The organism is Streptomyces tritici, from assembly GCF_048500665.1.
GTDB lineage: Bacteria > Actinomycetota > Actinomycetes > Streptomycetales > Streptomycetaceae > Streptomyces > Streptomyces tritici.
Window position 1 is genome coordinate 1,205,611 of the sequence record NZ_CP183183.1, and the last position, 15,330, is coordinate 1,220,940.

8 protein-coding genes are annotated in these 15,330 nt (G+C 74.0%); 2 read left to right on the top strand and 6 right to left on the bottom strand.

All coding sequences use genetic code 11. From position 1 onward, the window contains the following. Window positions 1-98: 98 nt before the first annotated feature. Together ACNJ93_RS05630 and ACNJ93_RS05635 are read right to left on the bottom strand one after the other, a co-directional pair. Window positions 99-1,097: a DNA polymerase Y family protein gene (locus ACNJ93_RS05630; RefSeq protein WP_418956217.1), complete on the bottom strand. Its 999-nt coding sequence runs from the start codon at window positions 1,095-1,097 to the stop codon at window positions 99-101. Then, a complete protein-coding gene (locus tag ACNJ93_RS05635) occupies window positions 1,094-4,657 on the bottom strand; it encodes a DNA polymerase III subunit alpha (RefSeq protein ID WP_418956218.1) in 3,564 nt (1,187 codons plus the stop codon). The genes ACNJ93_RS05630 and ACNJ93_RS05635 overlap by 4 nt, the downstream gene beginning before the upstream one ends. A 210-nt stretch (window positions 4,658-4,867) precedes the next feature. On the opposite strand from ACNJ93_RS05635, the gene ACNJ93_RS05640 reads away from it, so the two are divergent. Together ACNJ93_RS05640 and ACNJ93_RS05645 are read left to right on the top strand one after the other, a co-directional pair. Next, the gene (locus ACNJ93_RS05640) at window positions 4,868-5,968 is read left to right on the top strand and encodes a DUF3533 domain-containing protein (RefSeq protein ID WP_418956219.1); all 1,101 of its coding nucleotides are present in this window, start codon (window positions 4,868-4,870) and stop codon (window positions 5,966-5,968) included. Window positions 5,969-6,046: 78 nt separating this feature from the next. Further along, the gene (locus tag ACNJ93_RS05645; RefSeq protein ID WP_418956220.1) at window positions 6,047-6,901 is read left to right on the top strand and encodes an alpha/beta fold hydrolase; all 855 of its coding nucleotides are present in this window, start codon (window positions 6,047-6,049) and stop codon (window positions 6,899-6,901) included. A gap of 51 nt (window positions 6,902-6,952) precedes the next feature. Here the strand turns inward: ACNJ93_RS05645 and fxsT are convergent, their stop codons facing one another. The 4 genes from fxsT to fxsBH form a co-directional block, all read right to left on the bottom strand. Beyond that, complete coding sequence (gene fxsT, locus ACNJ93_RS05650) at window positions 6,953-10,882, bottom strand: FxSxx-COOH system tetratricopeptide repeat protein (protein WP_418956221.1); 3,930 nt, start codon at window positions 10,880-10,882, stop codon at window positions 6,953-6,955. Beyond that, the gene (locus tag ACNJ93_RS05655) at window positions 10,866-12,227 is read right to left on the bottom strand and encodes a TIR-like protein FxsC (RefSeq protein ID WP_418956222.1); all 1,362 of its coding nucleotides are present in this window, start codon (window positions 12,225-12,227) and stop codon (window positions 10,866-10,868) included. The genes fxsT and ACNJ93_RS05655 overlap by 17 nt, the downstream gene beginning before the upstream one ends. Window positions 12,228-12,303: 76 nt before the next feature. Continuing rightward, window positions 12,304-13,098, bottom strand: a complete 795-nt coding sequence (locus ACNJ93_RS05660; protein ID WP_418956223.1) for an aminoglycoside N(3)-acetyltransferase — start codon at window positions 13,096-13,098, stop codon at window positions 12,304-12,306. Beyond that, the gene (gene fxsBH, locus ACNJ93_RS05665; protein ID WP_418956224.1) at window positions 13,091-15,322 is read right to left on the bottom strand and encodes a radical SAM/SPASM protein FxsBH, inactivated beta-hydroxylase extension form; all 2,232 of its coding nucleotides are present in this window, start codon (window positions 15,320-15,322) and stop codon (window positions 13,091-13,093) included. Before fxsBH ends, ACNJ93_RS05660 begins: the two co-directional genes overlap by 8 nt. Between the last annotated feature and the right edge of the window lie 8 nt (window positions 15,323-15,330).

The following is a 15,330-nucleotide window of genomic DNA, read 5'->3' on the forward strand; positions in this document are numbered from 1 at the left end:
CCCGGGCAGACCTCAGGCCGCCCGCGCCCCGGCCACGCCGCCCGCGCCCCCGGCCCACTCCCCGGCCGCGCCGCCCGCGCCCCAGGCCCACTCCCCGTCTACGCCGCCCGCGCCCCCGGCCCGCTCCCCCGCCTCGGGCGCCGTCGCGCCAGCGCGCCCGGCACCACGGCGCCGGGGCCGTACTTCGCCCGGGCCCGGTCCGCGACCTCCTCGATCCGCCGGACCTTCTCGTCCACCGGGTCGAAGGTCAGCTGGTGCGCCGCCCCCTCCGCCGGGCCCAGGCCCTCGGCGCGCAGCGCGAGGCCCCGGACCCGGGCGCGCTGCAGCCCGAACGAGGCCAGCAGCGCGTACGCCGTCCCGGTGAGCGCTGTGGTGTGCGCGGTCGGCTCGCGCAGGGTGCGGGTCCGTGTGGTGACGGACCGGTCCGCGTACCGCACGGTCACCGCGAGCGCCCGGCACACCTGGTGCTCGCGCCGCAGTCGGGCGCCCAGGTCGTCGGCCAGCGCGAGCAGCGCCCTGCGGTGCTCGGCGGGGTCCAGTTCGTCGCGCGGGAAGGCGTGTTCGGCGGCGGCGGAGCGCGCGGCGGCGTTCGGCACGACGGTGCTGCGGTCGACGCCCCGGGCCCGTTCCCACAGCTCCCGGCCGGCGCGCGCGCCGATCAGCCGCTGGACCACGGCGAGCGGGGCGTCGGCGAGCCGGCCGACGGTGTCGAGCCCGTAGCCGCCGAGGGTGCGGGCGGTGCTGCGGCCGACCCCGTCGAGCTCGGCGACGGGGCGGTCCCGCAGGAAGGCCGCCACGTCCTCGACGACCAGGGTCGCCCCCCGGCCGGCCGCGCGGGCGGCGACGCGGGCCGCCATCGGGGTGGGGCCGACGCCGATGACACAGTCCGTGCCGTACAGGGCGAGCGCCCTGACCCGTACGACGGAGGCGAGTTCGGCCGGGGTCCAGCCGAAGTAGCGCAGCGCGCCCCGTACATCGGCGAGCGCCTCGCCGGGGGGAACGGCCTGCACGACCGGGGTGAACTCGCTCAACAGCCGTACCAGGCGGGGCAGTTCCACCTCGGCGGCGTCGGGCCTGAGCCGTACGCAGAGGATCATCCCGCGCTCCCCGGACTCGCGTGCCACAGTTTCCGTCCGCTCGGGGACCCCTCGCCGGCCGGCTTGAGGTCGGCCCAGGGGTTCATCTCGTAGCCGGTGGGCATCCGGATGCGGCGGCCGTCGTCCGACGACGCCCGCTCGTCCGCCGGAGCCCGCTCGTCCCCCGCCGCCGGCCCGGCCGGACCGGGCGGCTCCGCCAGCCGGGCCGCCACCGCGTCGAGCCCGCCCTCGCGGCGCAGTTCGATCAGTTCGGCGAGGTCCCAGGCGGCCGCGCCGACCACGCTGACGCTGCGCGGTCCGCGCCGCTGCACGACGCCCCGGACCAGCAGCAGCCAGGAGTGGAACACGGTGTGGGCGCAGGCGTCGTGGGAGTCGTCGAAGAAGGCGAGGTCGACCAGGCCGGTGCCGTCGTCGAGGGTGGTGAAGATGACCCGCTTGCCGGACCTGATCGGCGGGGTCTGGGTGGCCGCCTTGGCCCCGGCGACCAGGACGGTCCGGCCGTGCGCGGCGCCCCGCAGCCGCTGGGCGGAGAGCACGCCGAGTTCGCGCAGGAAGCCGTGGTGGTCGCTCATGAGGTGCCGCGAGGCGTCCATGCCGAGCACGCCCAGTTCGGCGCTGAGCCGCTCGGACTCGTCGAGGTCGGGCAGCCCGACGGGCGCGGTCTTCCGGCCCTGCGCGAGCGGGAGCTGACCGCCGTACGAGGCCGCGCCGCGCTGGACGCGGTGGAGTTCGGACAGGTGCAGCAGCAGGTCGCGCCGGTTGGCGCCGAACGCGTCCAGCGCGCCGACCTGTGCGAGGCGTTCGGCGATCGGCCGGCGCGGGCGGGCCCGCTCCCAGAAGTCGAGCAGGGAGGCGTACGGCTGGCCCGCCTCGATGCGGGCGCTCTCCGCCTCGCTGATGCCGTGGACGTCGCCGAGCGCGAGCCGCAGCCCCCACCGCTCCGACGACCCACCATCAGACACCAGTTCGATTCTGTGGGCGGCCCCGGACCGGTTGACGTCCAACGGCAGCACCGGAACCCCGCGCCGCCGGGCGTCCGCGAGCAGCAGCCGCTTCGGGTACATCCCGGGGTCGTGGGTGAGCAGCCCGGCGTAGAAGGCGGCCGGGTGGTGCGCCTTGAGCCAGGCGGACTGGTACGTGGGCACGGCGAAGGCCACCGCGTGCGCCTTGCAGAAGCCGTACGAGCCGAACGCCTCGACGATCTCCCAGGTGCGGGCGATCACCTCGGCGTCGTAGCCGCGCCGTTCGGCCTGCTGGGCGAACCAGACCTTGATCTTCCCCTGCGACTCGGGGTGGGACAGGGCGCGCCGCACCTGGTCGGCCTCGTCGCGGCGGCAGCCGGTCAGGATGCTGACGATGCGGATGATCTGCTCGTGGAAGACCACCACGCCGTAGGTCTCCTTCAGCGCCTCCTCCAGGTCGGGGTGCGGATAGCGGGCCGGGCTCCGGCCGTGCCGGGCCTCGATGAACGGGCGCACCATGTCGGCGGCGACCGGGCCGGGCCGGAACAGCGAGATGTCGACGACGAGGTCGTGGAAGGTCGCCGGCTGGAGCCGGCCGACGAGGTCGCGCTGGCCGGGCGACTCGATCTGGAAGCAGCCGAGCGTCTCGGCGGACCGGACGAGCCGGTACGTCTCCGGATCGCCGGCCGGGACGGCGTCGATGTCGACGCGCTCGCCGGAGACCCGTTCGATCTCGGCGACGGCGTGCGCCATCGCGGACTGCATCCGGACGCCGAGCACGTCCAGTTTGAGCAGCCCGAGCTCCTCCACGTCGTCCTTGTCGAACTGGGACATCGGGAAGCCCTCGCCGCTGGTGGGCACGACGGGGGTGCGGGTGAGCAGCGAGGCGTCGGAGAGCAGCACGCCGCAGGGGTGCATGGCGATGCCGCGGGGCAGCGCGTCGAGCGCCTCGACGAGCTCCCAGAGCCTGCCGTACTTCTGCTTCTCCCCGGCCAGCGCCCGCAGTTCGGGCAGTTCGTCGAGGGCGGCGAGCGCGTCACGGGCGCGGATGTGCGGGAAGGACTTGGCGATCCGGTCGATCTCGGCCGGGTCCATCGACAGGGCGGCGCCCACGTCCCGTACCGCGTGGCGGACCCGGTAGGTCTCGGGCATGGCGACGGTGGCGACCCGTTCGGCGCCGAAGCGGTCGATGATCGCCCGGTAGACCTCCAGCCGGCGGGCGGACTCGACGTCCACGTCGATGTCGGGCAGGGCGGTGCGCGCCTTGGACAGGAAGCGCTCCATGAGCAGGCCGTGCTCGACCGGGTCGGCGTGGGCGATGCCGAGGAGATGGTTGACGAGCGAGCCGGCGCCGGAGCCGCGGGCGGCGACCCGGATGCCCATCCGGCGGACGTCGTCGACGACCTGAGCGACCGTCAGGAAGTAGGTGGCGAAGCCGTGGTGGGCGATGATGTCGAGCTCGCGGTGCATCCGGTCCCAGTAGGCGCGGCGGCCCTCGTAGCCGCGCAGGACCATGCCGGCGGCGGCCCGGGAGGCCAGCACCCGCTGGGCGGTGCGGTGCGCGGCGCCGACGAGCTGCGGCTCGGGGAAGTGGGCGGACCCGATGCCGAGGTCGTCCTCGGGGTCGACGAGGCACTCCGCGGCGGTCTCCTCGGTGACGGCGAGCAGCCGGTGCGCGGCGTCGCGGCGGAAGCCGGCCGCCTCGGCGACCCGCTCGGCGGTCCGGTGCATGGCGGCGGGGTCCTTCAGCCAGCGCTCGCCGCTGTCCAGGCCGCCGAGCGCGGTGACGGGGACGAGCCGGCGGGCCGCGTCGAGGACGTCGGCGACCGGCCCCTGGCCGGGATCGGCGTACCGGACGGCGTTGCTGAGCACGGCCCGTACGCCCTGGTCGGCGGCGAGGCCGAGGGTGCGGGCGGCCTGGCGCAGCGAGCCGGGCCCGGTGCCCTCGCGGCCGTGGTGGACGACCTCCAGGCGCAGGGCGTCGCCGTACCGCTCGCGCCAGGGGGCGAGCAGCCGGGCGGCCCGGTCGGGGCGGCCGGCGGCGAGGGCGCGGCCGACCTCGGAGTCGGGTCCGAGGAGCACGGTGAGGCCCTCGCCTCGGTGGGCGTCCCAGGGCAGCAGGGGGCCGGGGCCGCCCGCGGAGCGGGGCACGGCGGCGGGGGGCCGGCCGCCGGCGGCCGGGGCGGTGCCGTCGGCGAGCGGGACCGGGCCGGTCGCCGCGTGGGCGGCGGTCACCAGCCGGCACAGCTCGGCCCAGCCGGTGCGGGAGCGGGCGAGGAAGACGGCGCGGGGGGCGGACTCGTCGAGGAAGGCCCCGCCGCGCACCGGCACCCGGCGCGCGGAGGTGCGCCGGTCCCCGGGCTCGGGCTGGGCGGCAGCGGCGGGGCCGGTCGCCAGGTCGACGCCGAACAGGGGACGGACCCCGGCCTCGGCGCAGGCCTTGGCGAACCGGACCGCGCCGGCGAGGGAGTCGCGGTCGGTCAGGGCGAGGGCGTCCATGCCCCGCTCGGCGGCGCGCTCGGCCAGCCGGTCGGGGTGGGAGGCCCCGTAGCGCAGGGAGAAGCCCGACACGGTGCGCAGATGCGTGAAACCGGGCACCCGCACCTCCTGATCGTTCCGTTCTCACCTCCCCCTCCTTCCACCATAGACCAATTTTCGAACGCATGTACGAGGTCTTCGAACGGCCCCCTTCCGGCGCCGGTCCCACGCCGTCCCGCCCCCGCCGCCGCGCCCCCGCCGGACCGTCCCCTCCGCCATTCGGCCGCTCCCCACCTGCACGGACTCCCGTCGCCCCGGAGCGTGGGGGGCATGAGTTTCGTCGACGAGGTGAAGAACGCCGTCACCCCCCGGGCCGCCCTCCTGGTCTTCGGGGTCCTCGCGCTGCAGCTGCTGTTCATCACGTCCTACGTGGGCGCCCTGCACCATCCGAAACCGGAGGACATCAAGATCGCCGTGGTCGGCCCCGAGCGGCTCACCGCGCCGGTCGCCGACCGGCTCGGCAGCCTGCCCGGCTCCCCGCTGGACCCGCGCACCCTCACCGACGAGCGGATCGCGCGCGACCAGATGCTCAACCGGGAGGTCGACGCCGCGCTCGTGCTGGACCCCCGCTCCACCACCGACACCCTGATGACCGCCTCGGGCCAGGGCGTCTCGGAGACCCAGGCGATCGTGCGGATCCTCACCGAGGCCGAAGCGCAGCAGCAGCGCACCCTGCGCCTCGACGACGTGGCCCCGGTCGCCCGCGGCGACGCGGGCGGCCTGACCTCGTTCTACCTGGTCGTCGGCTGGTGCGTGGGCGGCTACCTGTGCGCCGCGGTGCTCGCCATCAGCGCCGGCGCCCGGCCCGCCGACCGCAGGCGCGCGGCGATCCGGCTGCTCGTCATGGCCGTGTACGCGGTCGTGGCCGGTCTGCTCGGCACCCTGATCGCCGGCCCCGTCCTGGACGCGCTGCCCGGCAGCATCGGCTCCCTGTGGGGCCTGGGCGCGCTCACCGTGTTCGCGGTCGGCGCGGCGACCCTCGCGCTCCAGTCCGTCCTCGGCGTGGTCGGCATCGGTCTGGCGATCCTGCTCGTGGTGATCGCCGGCAACCCCAGCGCGGGCGGCGCCTACCCGCCGCCGCTGCTGCCGGAGTTCTGGCGGACCATCGGCCCGTTCCTGCCGCCCGGCGCGGCGACGTGGACGGCCCGCTCCGTCGCGTACTTCCGCGGCAACTCGGTGGCCGGCCCGACGCTGGTCCTCGCCCTGTGGGCGGCGGCGGGCACGATCATCACGATGATCTTCTCCTCCTTCCGCCGCCGGGACGAGATCGACGCACTCGTGCGCCGGGGCGGCACCCCGCTCCCGGTCGCGCCCCCGAATGCGCCGGACAACGCCTCGTACGTCCGTACGGAGCGGCTCTCCGAGGGGTGATCAGCACCCGCAGGGGGAATAGGGCGGTCGATTCCTGTAGACGGCATCGACTGAGGAGGCGACGGGTTGCGAGGGCACGTGCGTGTGTCGGACGGGCGCCGGCTGATGGTGGAACGGCTCGGGGATCCGCAGGGCAGGCCGGTGTTCCTGCTGCACGGCACCCCTGGCAGCAGGCTGGGCCCGGCCCCGCGCGCCATGGTGCTGTACCAGCGCGGCATGCAGCTGATCGCCTACGACCGCCCCGGCTACGGCGGTTCGGACCGGCTGGAGGGCCGCAGCGTCGGCGACGTGGTCCACGACGTGACGGCGATCGCGGACGAACTGGGCCTGGAGCGCTTCGCGGTGGTCGGCCGCTCCGGCGGCGCGCCGCACGCGCTGGCCTGCGCGGCGCTGATACCGGAGCGGGTGACCCGGACCGCGGCCCTGGTGGCGCTGGCCCCGCGGGACGCGGACGGGCTCGACTGGTTCGAGGGCATGGCCGCCTCGAACGTACGGGAGTACACCACGGCCTCGCAGGACCCGGCGGGGGTCGCGGCCCGGCTCACCCCGCGGGCCGACGAGATCCGCAAGGACCCGGTCCGGCTCCTCGACGATCTGCGCCGGGAGCTCACCGAACCGGACCGGATGGTCGTCGCGGACGCCGGGGTCCGCTCCATGCTGCTGCGCAACTACCAGGAGGCGCTGCGCACCTCGGCCTGGGGCTGGATCGACGACGCCCTGGCCTTCTGCAGCCCCTGGGGCTTCGACCCCGCGGACATCCCCGGCGAGGTGATGCTCTGGCACGGCGAGCAGGACGTCTTCTCGCCCGTCGGCCACTCCCGCTGGCTGGCCGACCGCATCCCGGGGGCGACCGCGGTCCTCGAACCGTCCGCCGCCCACTTCGACGCCCTGCACGCGCTGCCGCGGGTGCTCACCTGGCTGCTGGACGCCTGACCCGCGGGCGGCCGGGCCGGAGCTCCGAGGAGGAGCCCCGGCCCGCCGCCGTCACATCGCCAGCGGCTCCAGGTCGCGGTGGACCCGCCGCTCGTCGCGGGCCACCCGGGTGAGCGAGTGCTCCTCGCCCAGCTGGCGGGCCAGTTCCTCGACGGTCTCGTGGCGCAGCCGCGCCGCCTCCTCCTTGCGGCCGAGGCCGCTCAGCGTCACCGCCATGTTGGAGGAGACCGCCAGCACCTCGGGGTGCAGCGCCCCGAGCGACTCGCGCAGCCCGGCCACGGCCCGCCGCTCCAGCTCCAGGACCTCGTCCAGCTTCCCGAGGTCCGCCTTGGCGTTGGCGAGGTTGACCGTGCAGAACAGGACGTGCGGATGCTGGTCGCCGAGCACGTCGGTCAGCACCCTCAGCGCCCCGGCGAGCAGCTGCTCGGCGAGCTCCGGCGCCCCGCAGCCCCACTGGTAGATGCCGAGGTTGTTGACCGCGGCCAGGGTGTACGGGTGCCGCTCCCCCGGCACCTTCATGTACTGGTCCACGACCTCCTGCGCCAGGTCGCGGGCGGCGACCGGCTCGCCGGAGGCGAACAGGTCGGCGGCCAGGTTCAGGTCGCAGGCGAGCGTGTCCGGGTTGGCCTGGGTGTACTTCTCCCGGTACCGGTTGCGGGTGGCCGTGGTGAGCCGGCGGGCGTCCTCGACCTGGTCGGCCCGGCGCAGCGACACCGCGAGCGACTTGGCGGCCGCCAGGGTGCCGGGGAAGGCCCGGCCCAGGGTCTCCTTGTACACCTCGTAGGTGCGGCTGAGCAGGTTGACCGAGTCCTCGTAGCGGCCGACCTCGCGCAGGTCGCGGGCGAGCGAGGTGGCCGAGGACAGGGTGTACGGGTGCTCCGCGCCGAGCACCTCGGAGCGCCGGTCGAAGACCTCCTGGTCGATCTCGCGGGCCCGGGCGTACTGGCCGACCATGCGCAGGTTGAGCGCCAGGTTGTTGGCCGCGGCCAGCGTTCTCGGGTGCGAGTCGTGGAAGATCTCGCTGAAGCCCTCGTGCGCCTCGGTGGCCAGCTCCATGGCCCTGGTGTACTGGCCGAGCGCGCCGAGGTCCATGGCGAGGCCCGAGGTGGTCATGTACGTGTGCGGGTGCGAGTCGCCCAGCACCCGCCGCTGCCGGAGCAGCGTCTCCTCGCCCAGCTCCCGGGCCTCCACGAACCGGCCCTGCGTGCGCAGGATGTTCGCGAGGTGGAAGCGCAGGTACAGGTACTGCAGATCGTCGTTGCCGAGCATCTCGCGCCATGCCTCGCGCAGATCGCTGGCGAGCGCGTACGCGGTGCGCACGTCGCCGCGCTTCCACAGGTAGCGGACGCGGTCGATGAGCAGCCGGCGGGTCTCCGGCTCCTTGCAGTACCGGGCCTCGGACGGGCCGAGGTGCGGCCAGATGGTGTTGAACCGGGGCCAGGTGTCCGGGTTGTCGATCGGCTCGTTGTCGTCCGGCCGGGCTCCGGCGAGGATGCGGTGCACGGCGTGCCGGGCGTCCCGCTGCTCCTCCTCGCTGAGCTGGGCGCGGATCACGGCCTGGACCAGCCGGTGCACCTGGATGGACTCGGAGACCTGGTCGACCTTGGCGAGGGCGAACCGGCCGATCTCCCGGATCACCCGGCCGAGGACCAGCTTCTCCTGCAGGGAGGGGTCGTAGGGCTTGAGGGCCTCGATCATCTCCTTGCTGTAGAGCAGGTTGGAGTGGATCGGCTCGGGCGCGAAGAAGGCGCAGAGCTGGAGCAGCCGGACCGCGGCGGGCGAGCGCTGCTTGAGCCGCTCGATGGAGACGTTCCAGGTGGCGGCGACCGGTTCGGGGTAGCCGACGGGCTGGTTGAGTCCCAGGGTGCGGGCGGCCTGCTGCTCCAGCTGCTCCAGGTAGGAGCTGACCGGCGTGGCGGTCTCCGCGATCCAGGCGGCGGCCTGTTCGACGGCGAGCGGCAGGTCGCCGACCGCGGCGGCGACCCGGTCGGCGTCCGCGTCGCTCAGGCCGGGGGCGCGGCGGCGCAGGTGCTCGACGGACTCCTCGCGCAGGAAGACGTCCACGGGCAGCGCGTTGCCGTGCTGGGACCAGCTCTGGTTGCGGGAGGTGACCAGGATGTGGCCGCCGGTCGGGAAGTAGCGGGTCAGCTGGTCGGGGTCGTCGGCGTTGTCGAAGACGAGCAGCCAGCGGTTGGACGGCACGCCGCGGCGCAGCAGGTCGACGGCCTCCTGAGAGGCGGCGGCCATGTCGTCGCCGCCCTGCGCGCCGAGCCGGACGGCGAGTTCGGCGAGGCCGGCCACGACGTCGTCGGTCTGCTCGGCGGAGATCCACCAGACCAGGTCGTAGTCGGCCATGAAGCGGTGCACGTACTCCAGGGCCACCTGGGTCTTGCCGACGCCGCCGAGGCCGTACAGGGTCTGCGGCTGCGGCAGGACGACGGCCATGCCGGCGCCGAGCTGGTCGCGCATCCGCTCCAGGACGACGGAGCGGCCGGTGAAACCGGCGTTGCGCGGCGGGGCGTTCCAGATCTTGGGGACGGTCCCCGGGAAGCGGGGGCCGGGGGCCGCGCCGTCGGGCAGGGTGACGGGCCGCTCCAGGGCGCGCAGCAGCGCGCTGGTGGCGTGGTGCTCGTCGAGCCGGTACAGGTCGACCGGGTTGCGGTCGATGTACGGGGCGGTGAGCCGGACGTCGCCGACCCGGAGCGCCAGCAGGTGGCGGCGGCTGCCGGCCGAGTCCTCGGCGGAGGCGCGCTGCCAGACCTCCATGGCACGGGTGGACTTCAGGTAGGCGCTGGACAGCAGCACGACGGTGCGGGCGGCCTGCTCGCCGGGGTGCACCGAGGGCTCGTCGGGCCCGGGTTCGGCGGAGACGTCGCGCGGGACGACGCGGAAGCCGGCGCGGGTGAGCACCGACTCGATCCAGTCGGCCCACATGCGGTTCTCGGCCACGTACGACAGGAAGAGGTCGGCGGGCAGGGCGGGGCGGCGGCGGGTGAAGGCGTCGCGTATCCGCAGCCGCGGCTCCTCGGCGACCGGCGGCATGCCGGTGATCTCGCCCTCGGTGACCACGGCGGTGAGCCGTTCGAAGGCGGAGAGCAGCGAGGTGGTGAGCCCGGCCTCGTCGCCGAAGGCCGCGAGGGTCTCCTCGTAGGCGTAGTAGGGGCGGTACGGAATCTCCACCGCGCCCCAGTAGGAGGTGAGTTCCTCGCCGCTCAGTCCGGTGGGGAAGCCGTCGAACTTCAGCCGGGCCAGGGCGCGTCCGGCGTCGGCCTTCTCCTTCTCGCCCTCGTCGATCCGCATCGGCACCGGGTAGATCTTGATGCCGCGGCCGCTGTACTGCTCGTGGATCTGCCGGGCGATGGAGGCGGCGCCGTCGATGGACTGGTCGCTGAGGGTGAAGCAGTCGACGAGGACGTCCGGGAGGTGGACGGTGCAGATGTCGGCGATGTCGCTGAGACCGGTGCGGCTGTCGATGAGGACGTAGTCGTAGTTGGCCTTCATGTCGTCGCGGAGCGCGTCGAAGAAGTGCCCGCCGCCGAGCCGGTTGTAGAAGTCGTCCCAGTCGAAGGTGGAGGCGGTCGTGGAGTACTCGCGGTTCTGCTTGCCCGCGGAGACGAAGTCGAGGGTGCCGCCGGCGGGGAACTCCCAGCCGAGCGCCTCGGGCCGCAGCGAGACGGCGTGCGGCTGGATGCGGGCGTACTCGAGGTGCCAGTCCTCCGGCCGTCCGGCGGCGTTGGGGGCGGCCCAGGCGTACTCGGTGATCATGTCGATGACACCGGTGGTGGCGCCGAGGGTGGCCGGGTCGAGGAAGGGGTGGAAGAAGCGGTGCAGTCCCGGTGCCTCCAGGTCCCAGTCGACGGCCAGCACCCGCTTGCCGTTGGCGGCGAGTATCCAGGCCGTGTTGGCCAGGGCCATGGTGCGGCCCGTTCCGCCCTTGTACGAGTAGAACGTGACGATGCGTCCGTCACGGCTGGCTGTCATCCGGGTCCTCCGCATCGGGCGCCGAGAGCGTGTCGGGGGCGTACTGGGTGATCGCGTAGTCGTTGGGCATCGGGCCGCGCAGCCGGGGCCGTTCGGTGTGCCGGCCGCCGGCGGGCGGGTAGACGGTGGCGTGCCTGAGGTACTGCTGGGCGGCCGTCTCGACGACCTGGGGCAGGAGCTGGCTGAAGACCTCCATGCTGGGCACGCCGCGGGCGGCGGCCCAGACGGCGGCGCGGGCCTGGCCCATCTTGACGGGCATCGTGCGGGCGAAGATGTCGGTGAGCGCGTCCTCCTCCGCGAGGCTCTCGCGGTCGGTCCGGTTCCAGGGGACGATCACGCTCACCCAGGGCCGGTGCTCGCTGTCGAAGGCGGCGAGCCGCTGGCGTCTGGCCTCGTCCTTCAGGGCCCAGCGGTCCACGATCAGGATCTCCGGGCGGGTGGGCGGCTGCTTGGCGTCCAGGATTCCGGTGTCCAGGTCGAAGGAGCTGAGCCTGACCTGGTAGTTGAGGGAGCGGATGAGGTCCTCGGCCACGTAGGCGAGGGGCCGGGCGGCGTCCGGGTAGTAGGGGTTCCAGTCGTGCGGTGTGTCCCCGTAGTAGTCGGGCGAGCGGCCCGGGGGGAGGTCGTGCCGGGTGGGGGCGGCGATGGTCACCTGGATGGGCCGGGGGCCGGAGCTGCCCTTCACGCCGAAGGCGCTCGGTGCGTGACGGTAGTCGAGCGGGCGGCTGGGCGCCACCGCCGCGGAGTCGGCCACCGAGACGATGCGCTTGGCGAGTTCGTAGACCGCGCGCTCGTACTCCTCGGCGAAGACCCGGAGTTTGATCAGTCCGTACAGTCCGTCGGTGACGTAGCGGTCCCCGAAGGCCCGGTGGTTGAACTGCAACCGCTCGGCGGGGCCGGGCAGTTGCTCGGGCGGCACGGGCACCCACAGGGCGGGCACGATGGCCTCGGCGGGCCGGTTGTGCTTGGCCTGGTGGGTGATGGTCCGCTGTTCGAAGGCGAACCATTCCTTGCCGCACATCTCGCTGGCGAAGTAGCGGGGCGAGAAGAGCGGGACGAAGACCCGGCAGGTCGCCAGTACCTCGCCGAGCCTTTCCGACCAGCCCTCGCCGGAGCGTATCTCCCGGTCCATGAAGCCCGCGGGGGCTCCGGCCGGGAGGTCCGTCATGGCCATCACGTGGCCGCACAGATCGCGGAAGAGCCGTTCCACCCACATGTCCGGGTCCTGTCCGCCCGGTCCGTACCTCGGCGTATGCGCGTAACTCAAGAAGAAGTACGGGCGATGGTCCGCCGCTCGCGCTAGCGATGACGCTGTCACACGACCCCCGTCCTGTGTGTGCCACACCCACGAATCGAAAGGACGTGAGCGGATTAATCAATACCGGAGCAGACCTTGCTCCATCCCCATGACCTTCAGTCAATCAACGCCGCTTTTCGGTCATCCATTGCACAGCATGGTCGACCGCATCCCTCAACGAGAACAGCCTTGCGAACGTTCCCCCCACGCGTAGCTCGCGTTTCGCCTGCCAGGGGAAGGCCGCGCCGACCGCCCCGAAATCACCGTCGTCCAGGGCAAGATCGCGGAACTCGGTCCATTCCGGCCGTCCGTCCGCCCCGCGGATCACACAGCGGTACGTGCGCTCCGGCGTTTCCGTACGGTATTCCGCGAGGTGGAACGCGGTGCACACCTCGAATCCCACATTGATCATCAGCACCTGCGCGTCCGCCCGCCAGAGCGCCCCGAGCGGCGATTCCTCCCCGAGATGGCTGTGCAGCGGATGGTCCGCCATCAGGCGCTGCGCGTCCCGGCCGAGCGCCGCGAACGAGGTCTGGGGATGGGCGCTGCGCACCGCCCCCGGCGCGGTCCGCACCGACTCGGCGAACCGGCCCATCCCGAGGCAGGGGGTGCGCCGCGGGTCGAAGGCGGGCATCCGCGCCCGGACGGCCGCCGCCTCGGCTGGGGTCAGCCCCGCCACACTCGCCCGGTACTGCGGCGAGGTGTCGGAGTTGTCGGGGGTGAACGCCGGGACCACCAGGGTCCCGGCGGGCCCCAGCACGGCCCGCAGCGCCTCGCGCAGCGCGCCGGCCTCCAGTCCGGTCCCGGACAGGGAGGCATGGACGAGCAGGGTCTCCCCCGGCCGCAGCCCTAATCGGACGAGGTCGGCGACGAGTTCTTCGGCGGGACCGGCCCAGGGCCCCGTCGCGGAGTCAGTCACGGCTCAGCTCCTCGCGCATCGCGGTCAGCAGCGCCCGGCCGCTGACGGTCGTCTCCGCGGCGCGCTCCAGGGTGTCGAGGGCACGCGCCGCCTGCTCGGCGTGCCGTGCGTCGCCGGGCTCGTACCCGGCGAGCCCCACCCGTTCGTACGCCCCCGCGAGGAGCCGGGAGTACGGGACCGGCGTGTCCTGCCAGGGCGCGGGGTGGGTCCACACGCCGTCCTGCGCGTGGAGGTCCGCCACCTCGTGAAGTGCCCGCAGCCGGGCCCGCCGGAACCCGACGAGCAGCGCCCTGGCCAGATCCGGCACCGTGCCGCGCAGCGGCAGACCGAGCGCCCCGTAGCCGTGCCGGCCGACGGACGGCTCGGTTCCGGCGAGCGGGGTCAGGGTGTGCAGCGCGGCGGCGGCCTCGTCGGCCTGCCGGGGGGCGCGCTCGCGCAGCAGCGCCCAGGCGCGGGCGAGCCGTCCGCTCCAGCGCGCGGCCTCCTCCAGGGAGAGCCGGTGGTGGGCGGGCGCGCCGAAGCAGTCGCGGTACGGGTCGAGGTCGTCGATCGCCGCGTCGGGCGCCCCGTCCCGGCCGAGTCCGCGCACCGGCCGCCAGCCGGGGACGGTCTCGTCCAGCCGGACGACGCGCCGCTCCACGCCGTCCACCTCGACCAGGAAGCCCTTCTCGGCCACCCGCACCCGCGCCTCGCCCCGCTCCGGAGCGCCGGCCAGCTCCAGTTCGCCGAGCGTCGGCAGCAGCAGGGCGCCCTTCTCGTACGGGACCCGGACCGGCAGCTCCACGCCCCCGCGGACGGCCGCGGCGGCCACGTACCGGGCGAGGCGCCCCGCGACGGCCGGCGCGTCCGGGCGGCCGGCCCGCAGGGCCTGCAGGGCGTCCAGGAGCCAGCCGCGGGTGTACGGGTGCACCAGGACCTCGTCGAGGCCGTCCGAGCGCGCCTCGACCAGGCAGGCGAGCTCCCAGGACTCCTCCCAGTCCGCGCCGCCCCGGCCGTCGAGTTCGCGGTGGAGCTCGGCGAGCAGCCCGCGGTCGAGCTCGTACTGCTCGACGGCGAGGGCGGGGGCGGGCTCGGCGACGGCCGGGGCCACGAGCCGCGCGGCGGTGCGCTGCTCGATCCCGCGGATCAGCGCCTCCAGGTCCGTGCAGTACACGGAGGCATGGGCGAAGGGGTCGCGGCCACTGCCGTCGGGCCGGTAGCGGTGGGTGTAGAGCCCGCCGCCGCAGGAGCGGACCACCGGGCAGGAGCGGCAGACGGGGGCGACGCCGGCCAGGCCGAGCTGGCGGGCGCGGACGCCGGGGTGGGCGGCGACCTCGTCGAGGGAGTGGCGGAAGACGTCGAACCCGGTGGCGGCGGCGCCCTCGTAGGCGCTCTTGAGCGAGTCGACCTGCTCCAGGGTGCCGTCGGTCTCGACCACGACGAGGTCGGTGGGGGCCAGGCCCAGGGACTCGGTGAGGCTGGGGCCGCCCGCGAGGGTGGAGAGCACGGACTCGAAGAACCGGACCGGGACCGGCCGGCCGCGGCCGTCCCAGCGGTCGAAGACCGCGAGCAGCCAGTCGGCGTACGCGGTGGGCGAGCCGTCCGGGCGGGGCGGGGGGTGCTCCCAGGTGGCGTGCGGGAGCAGGAAGTCGATGCGGGGCGGGTCGAGCGCGAGCAGCGCGTCGTACACGGCGACGGGGTCGTTCTCGATGTCGATGGTGCACAGCAGGCCGAGGTCGAGGTGCCGGTAGCGGTCCTGGTGCAGGAGTTCGACGGCCCTGAGGACCTTGGCGTGGCTGCTGCGGCCGTCGGCGTAGCGCCGGTGCCGGTCGTTGGCGGCCTTGTCGCCGTCGAGGGAGATGCCGACGCGGACCCCGAACTCGTCGAAGACGTCGAGGTGACGCGGGCTCAGCTGGAGGCCGTTGGTGTGGATCCGCAGGTCCAGCTCGGTGACGGGGGCGAGAGTCCGGGTGAGTTCCGCACAGATCTCGCGCAGCCGCGCGGGCCCCGCCAGCAATGGCTCCCCTCCGTGCAGGATGACCGACACGGAGGTCAGAGCATGTTTCTCGGCATGCTCCGCCAGTCGCAGAGCAGTCCGGGCGACCGCTTGTTCAGAGATCACCCTGGGTCGGGCTCGCCAGCTCTGATCAGCGTGTTCATAGATGTAGCAGTGATCACATGCAAGATCACAACGACTGTGGATCTTGAGAACTACTTCCTGGAAAGGGACCAGGGGTTCTGTCATTCCGCCAG

Coding starts and splice junctions, on each gene's coding strand:
- ACNJ93_RS05640 (WP_418956219.1), top strand. CDS start 4,868: ATGAGTTTCGTCGACGAGGTGAAGAACGCCGTCACCCCCCGGGCCGCC.
- ACNJ93_RS05630 (WP_418956217.1), bottom strand. CDS start 1,097: ATGATCCTCTGCGTACGGCTCAGGCCCGACGCCGCCGAGGTGGAACTG.
- fxsT (WP_418956221.1), bottom strand. CDS start 10,882: ATGACAGCCAGCCGTGACGGACGCATCGTCACGTTCTACTCGTACAAG.
- fxsBH (WP_418956224.1), bottom strand. CDS start 15,322: ATGACAGAACCCCTGGTCCCTTTCCAGGAAGTAGTTCTCAAGATCCAC.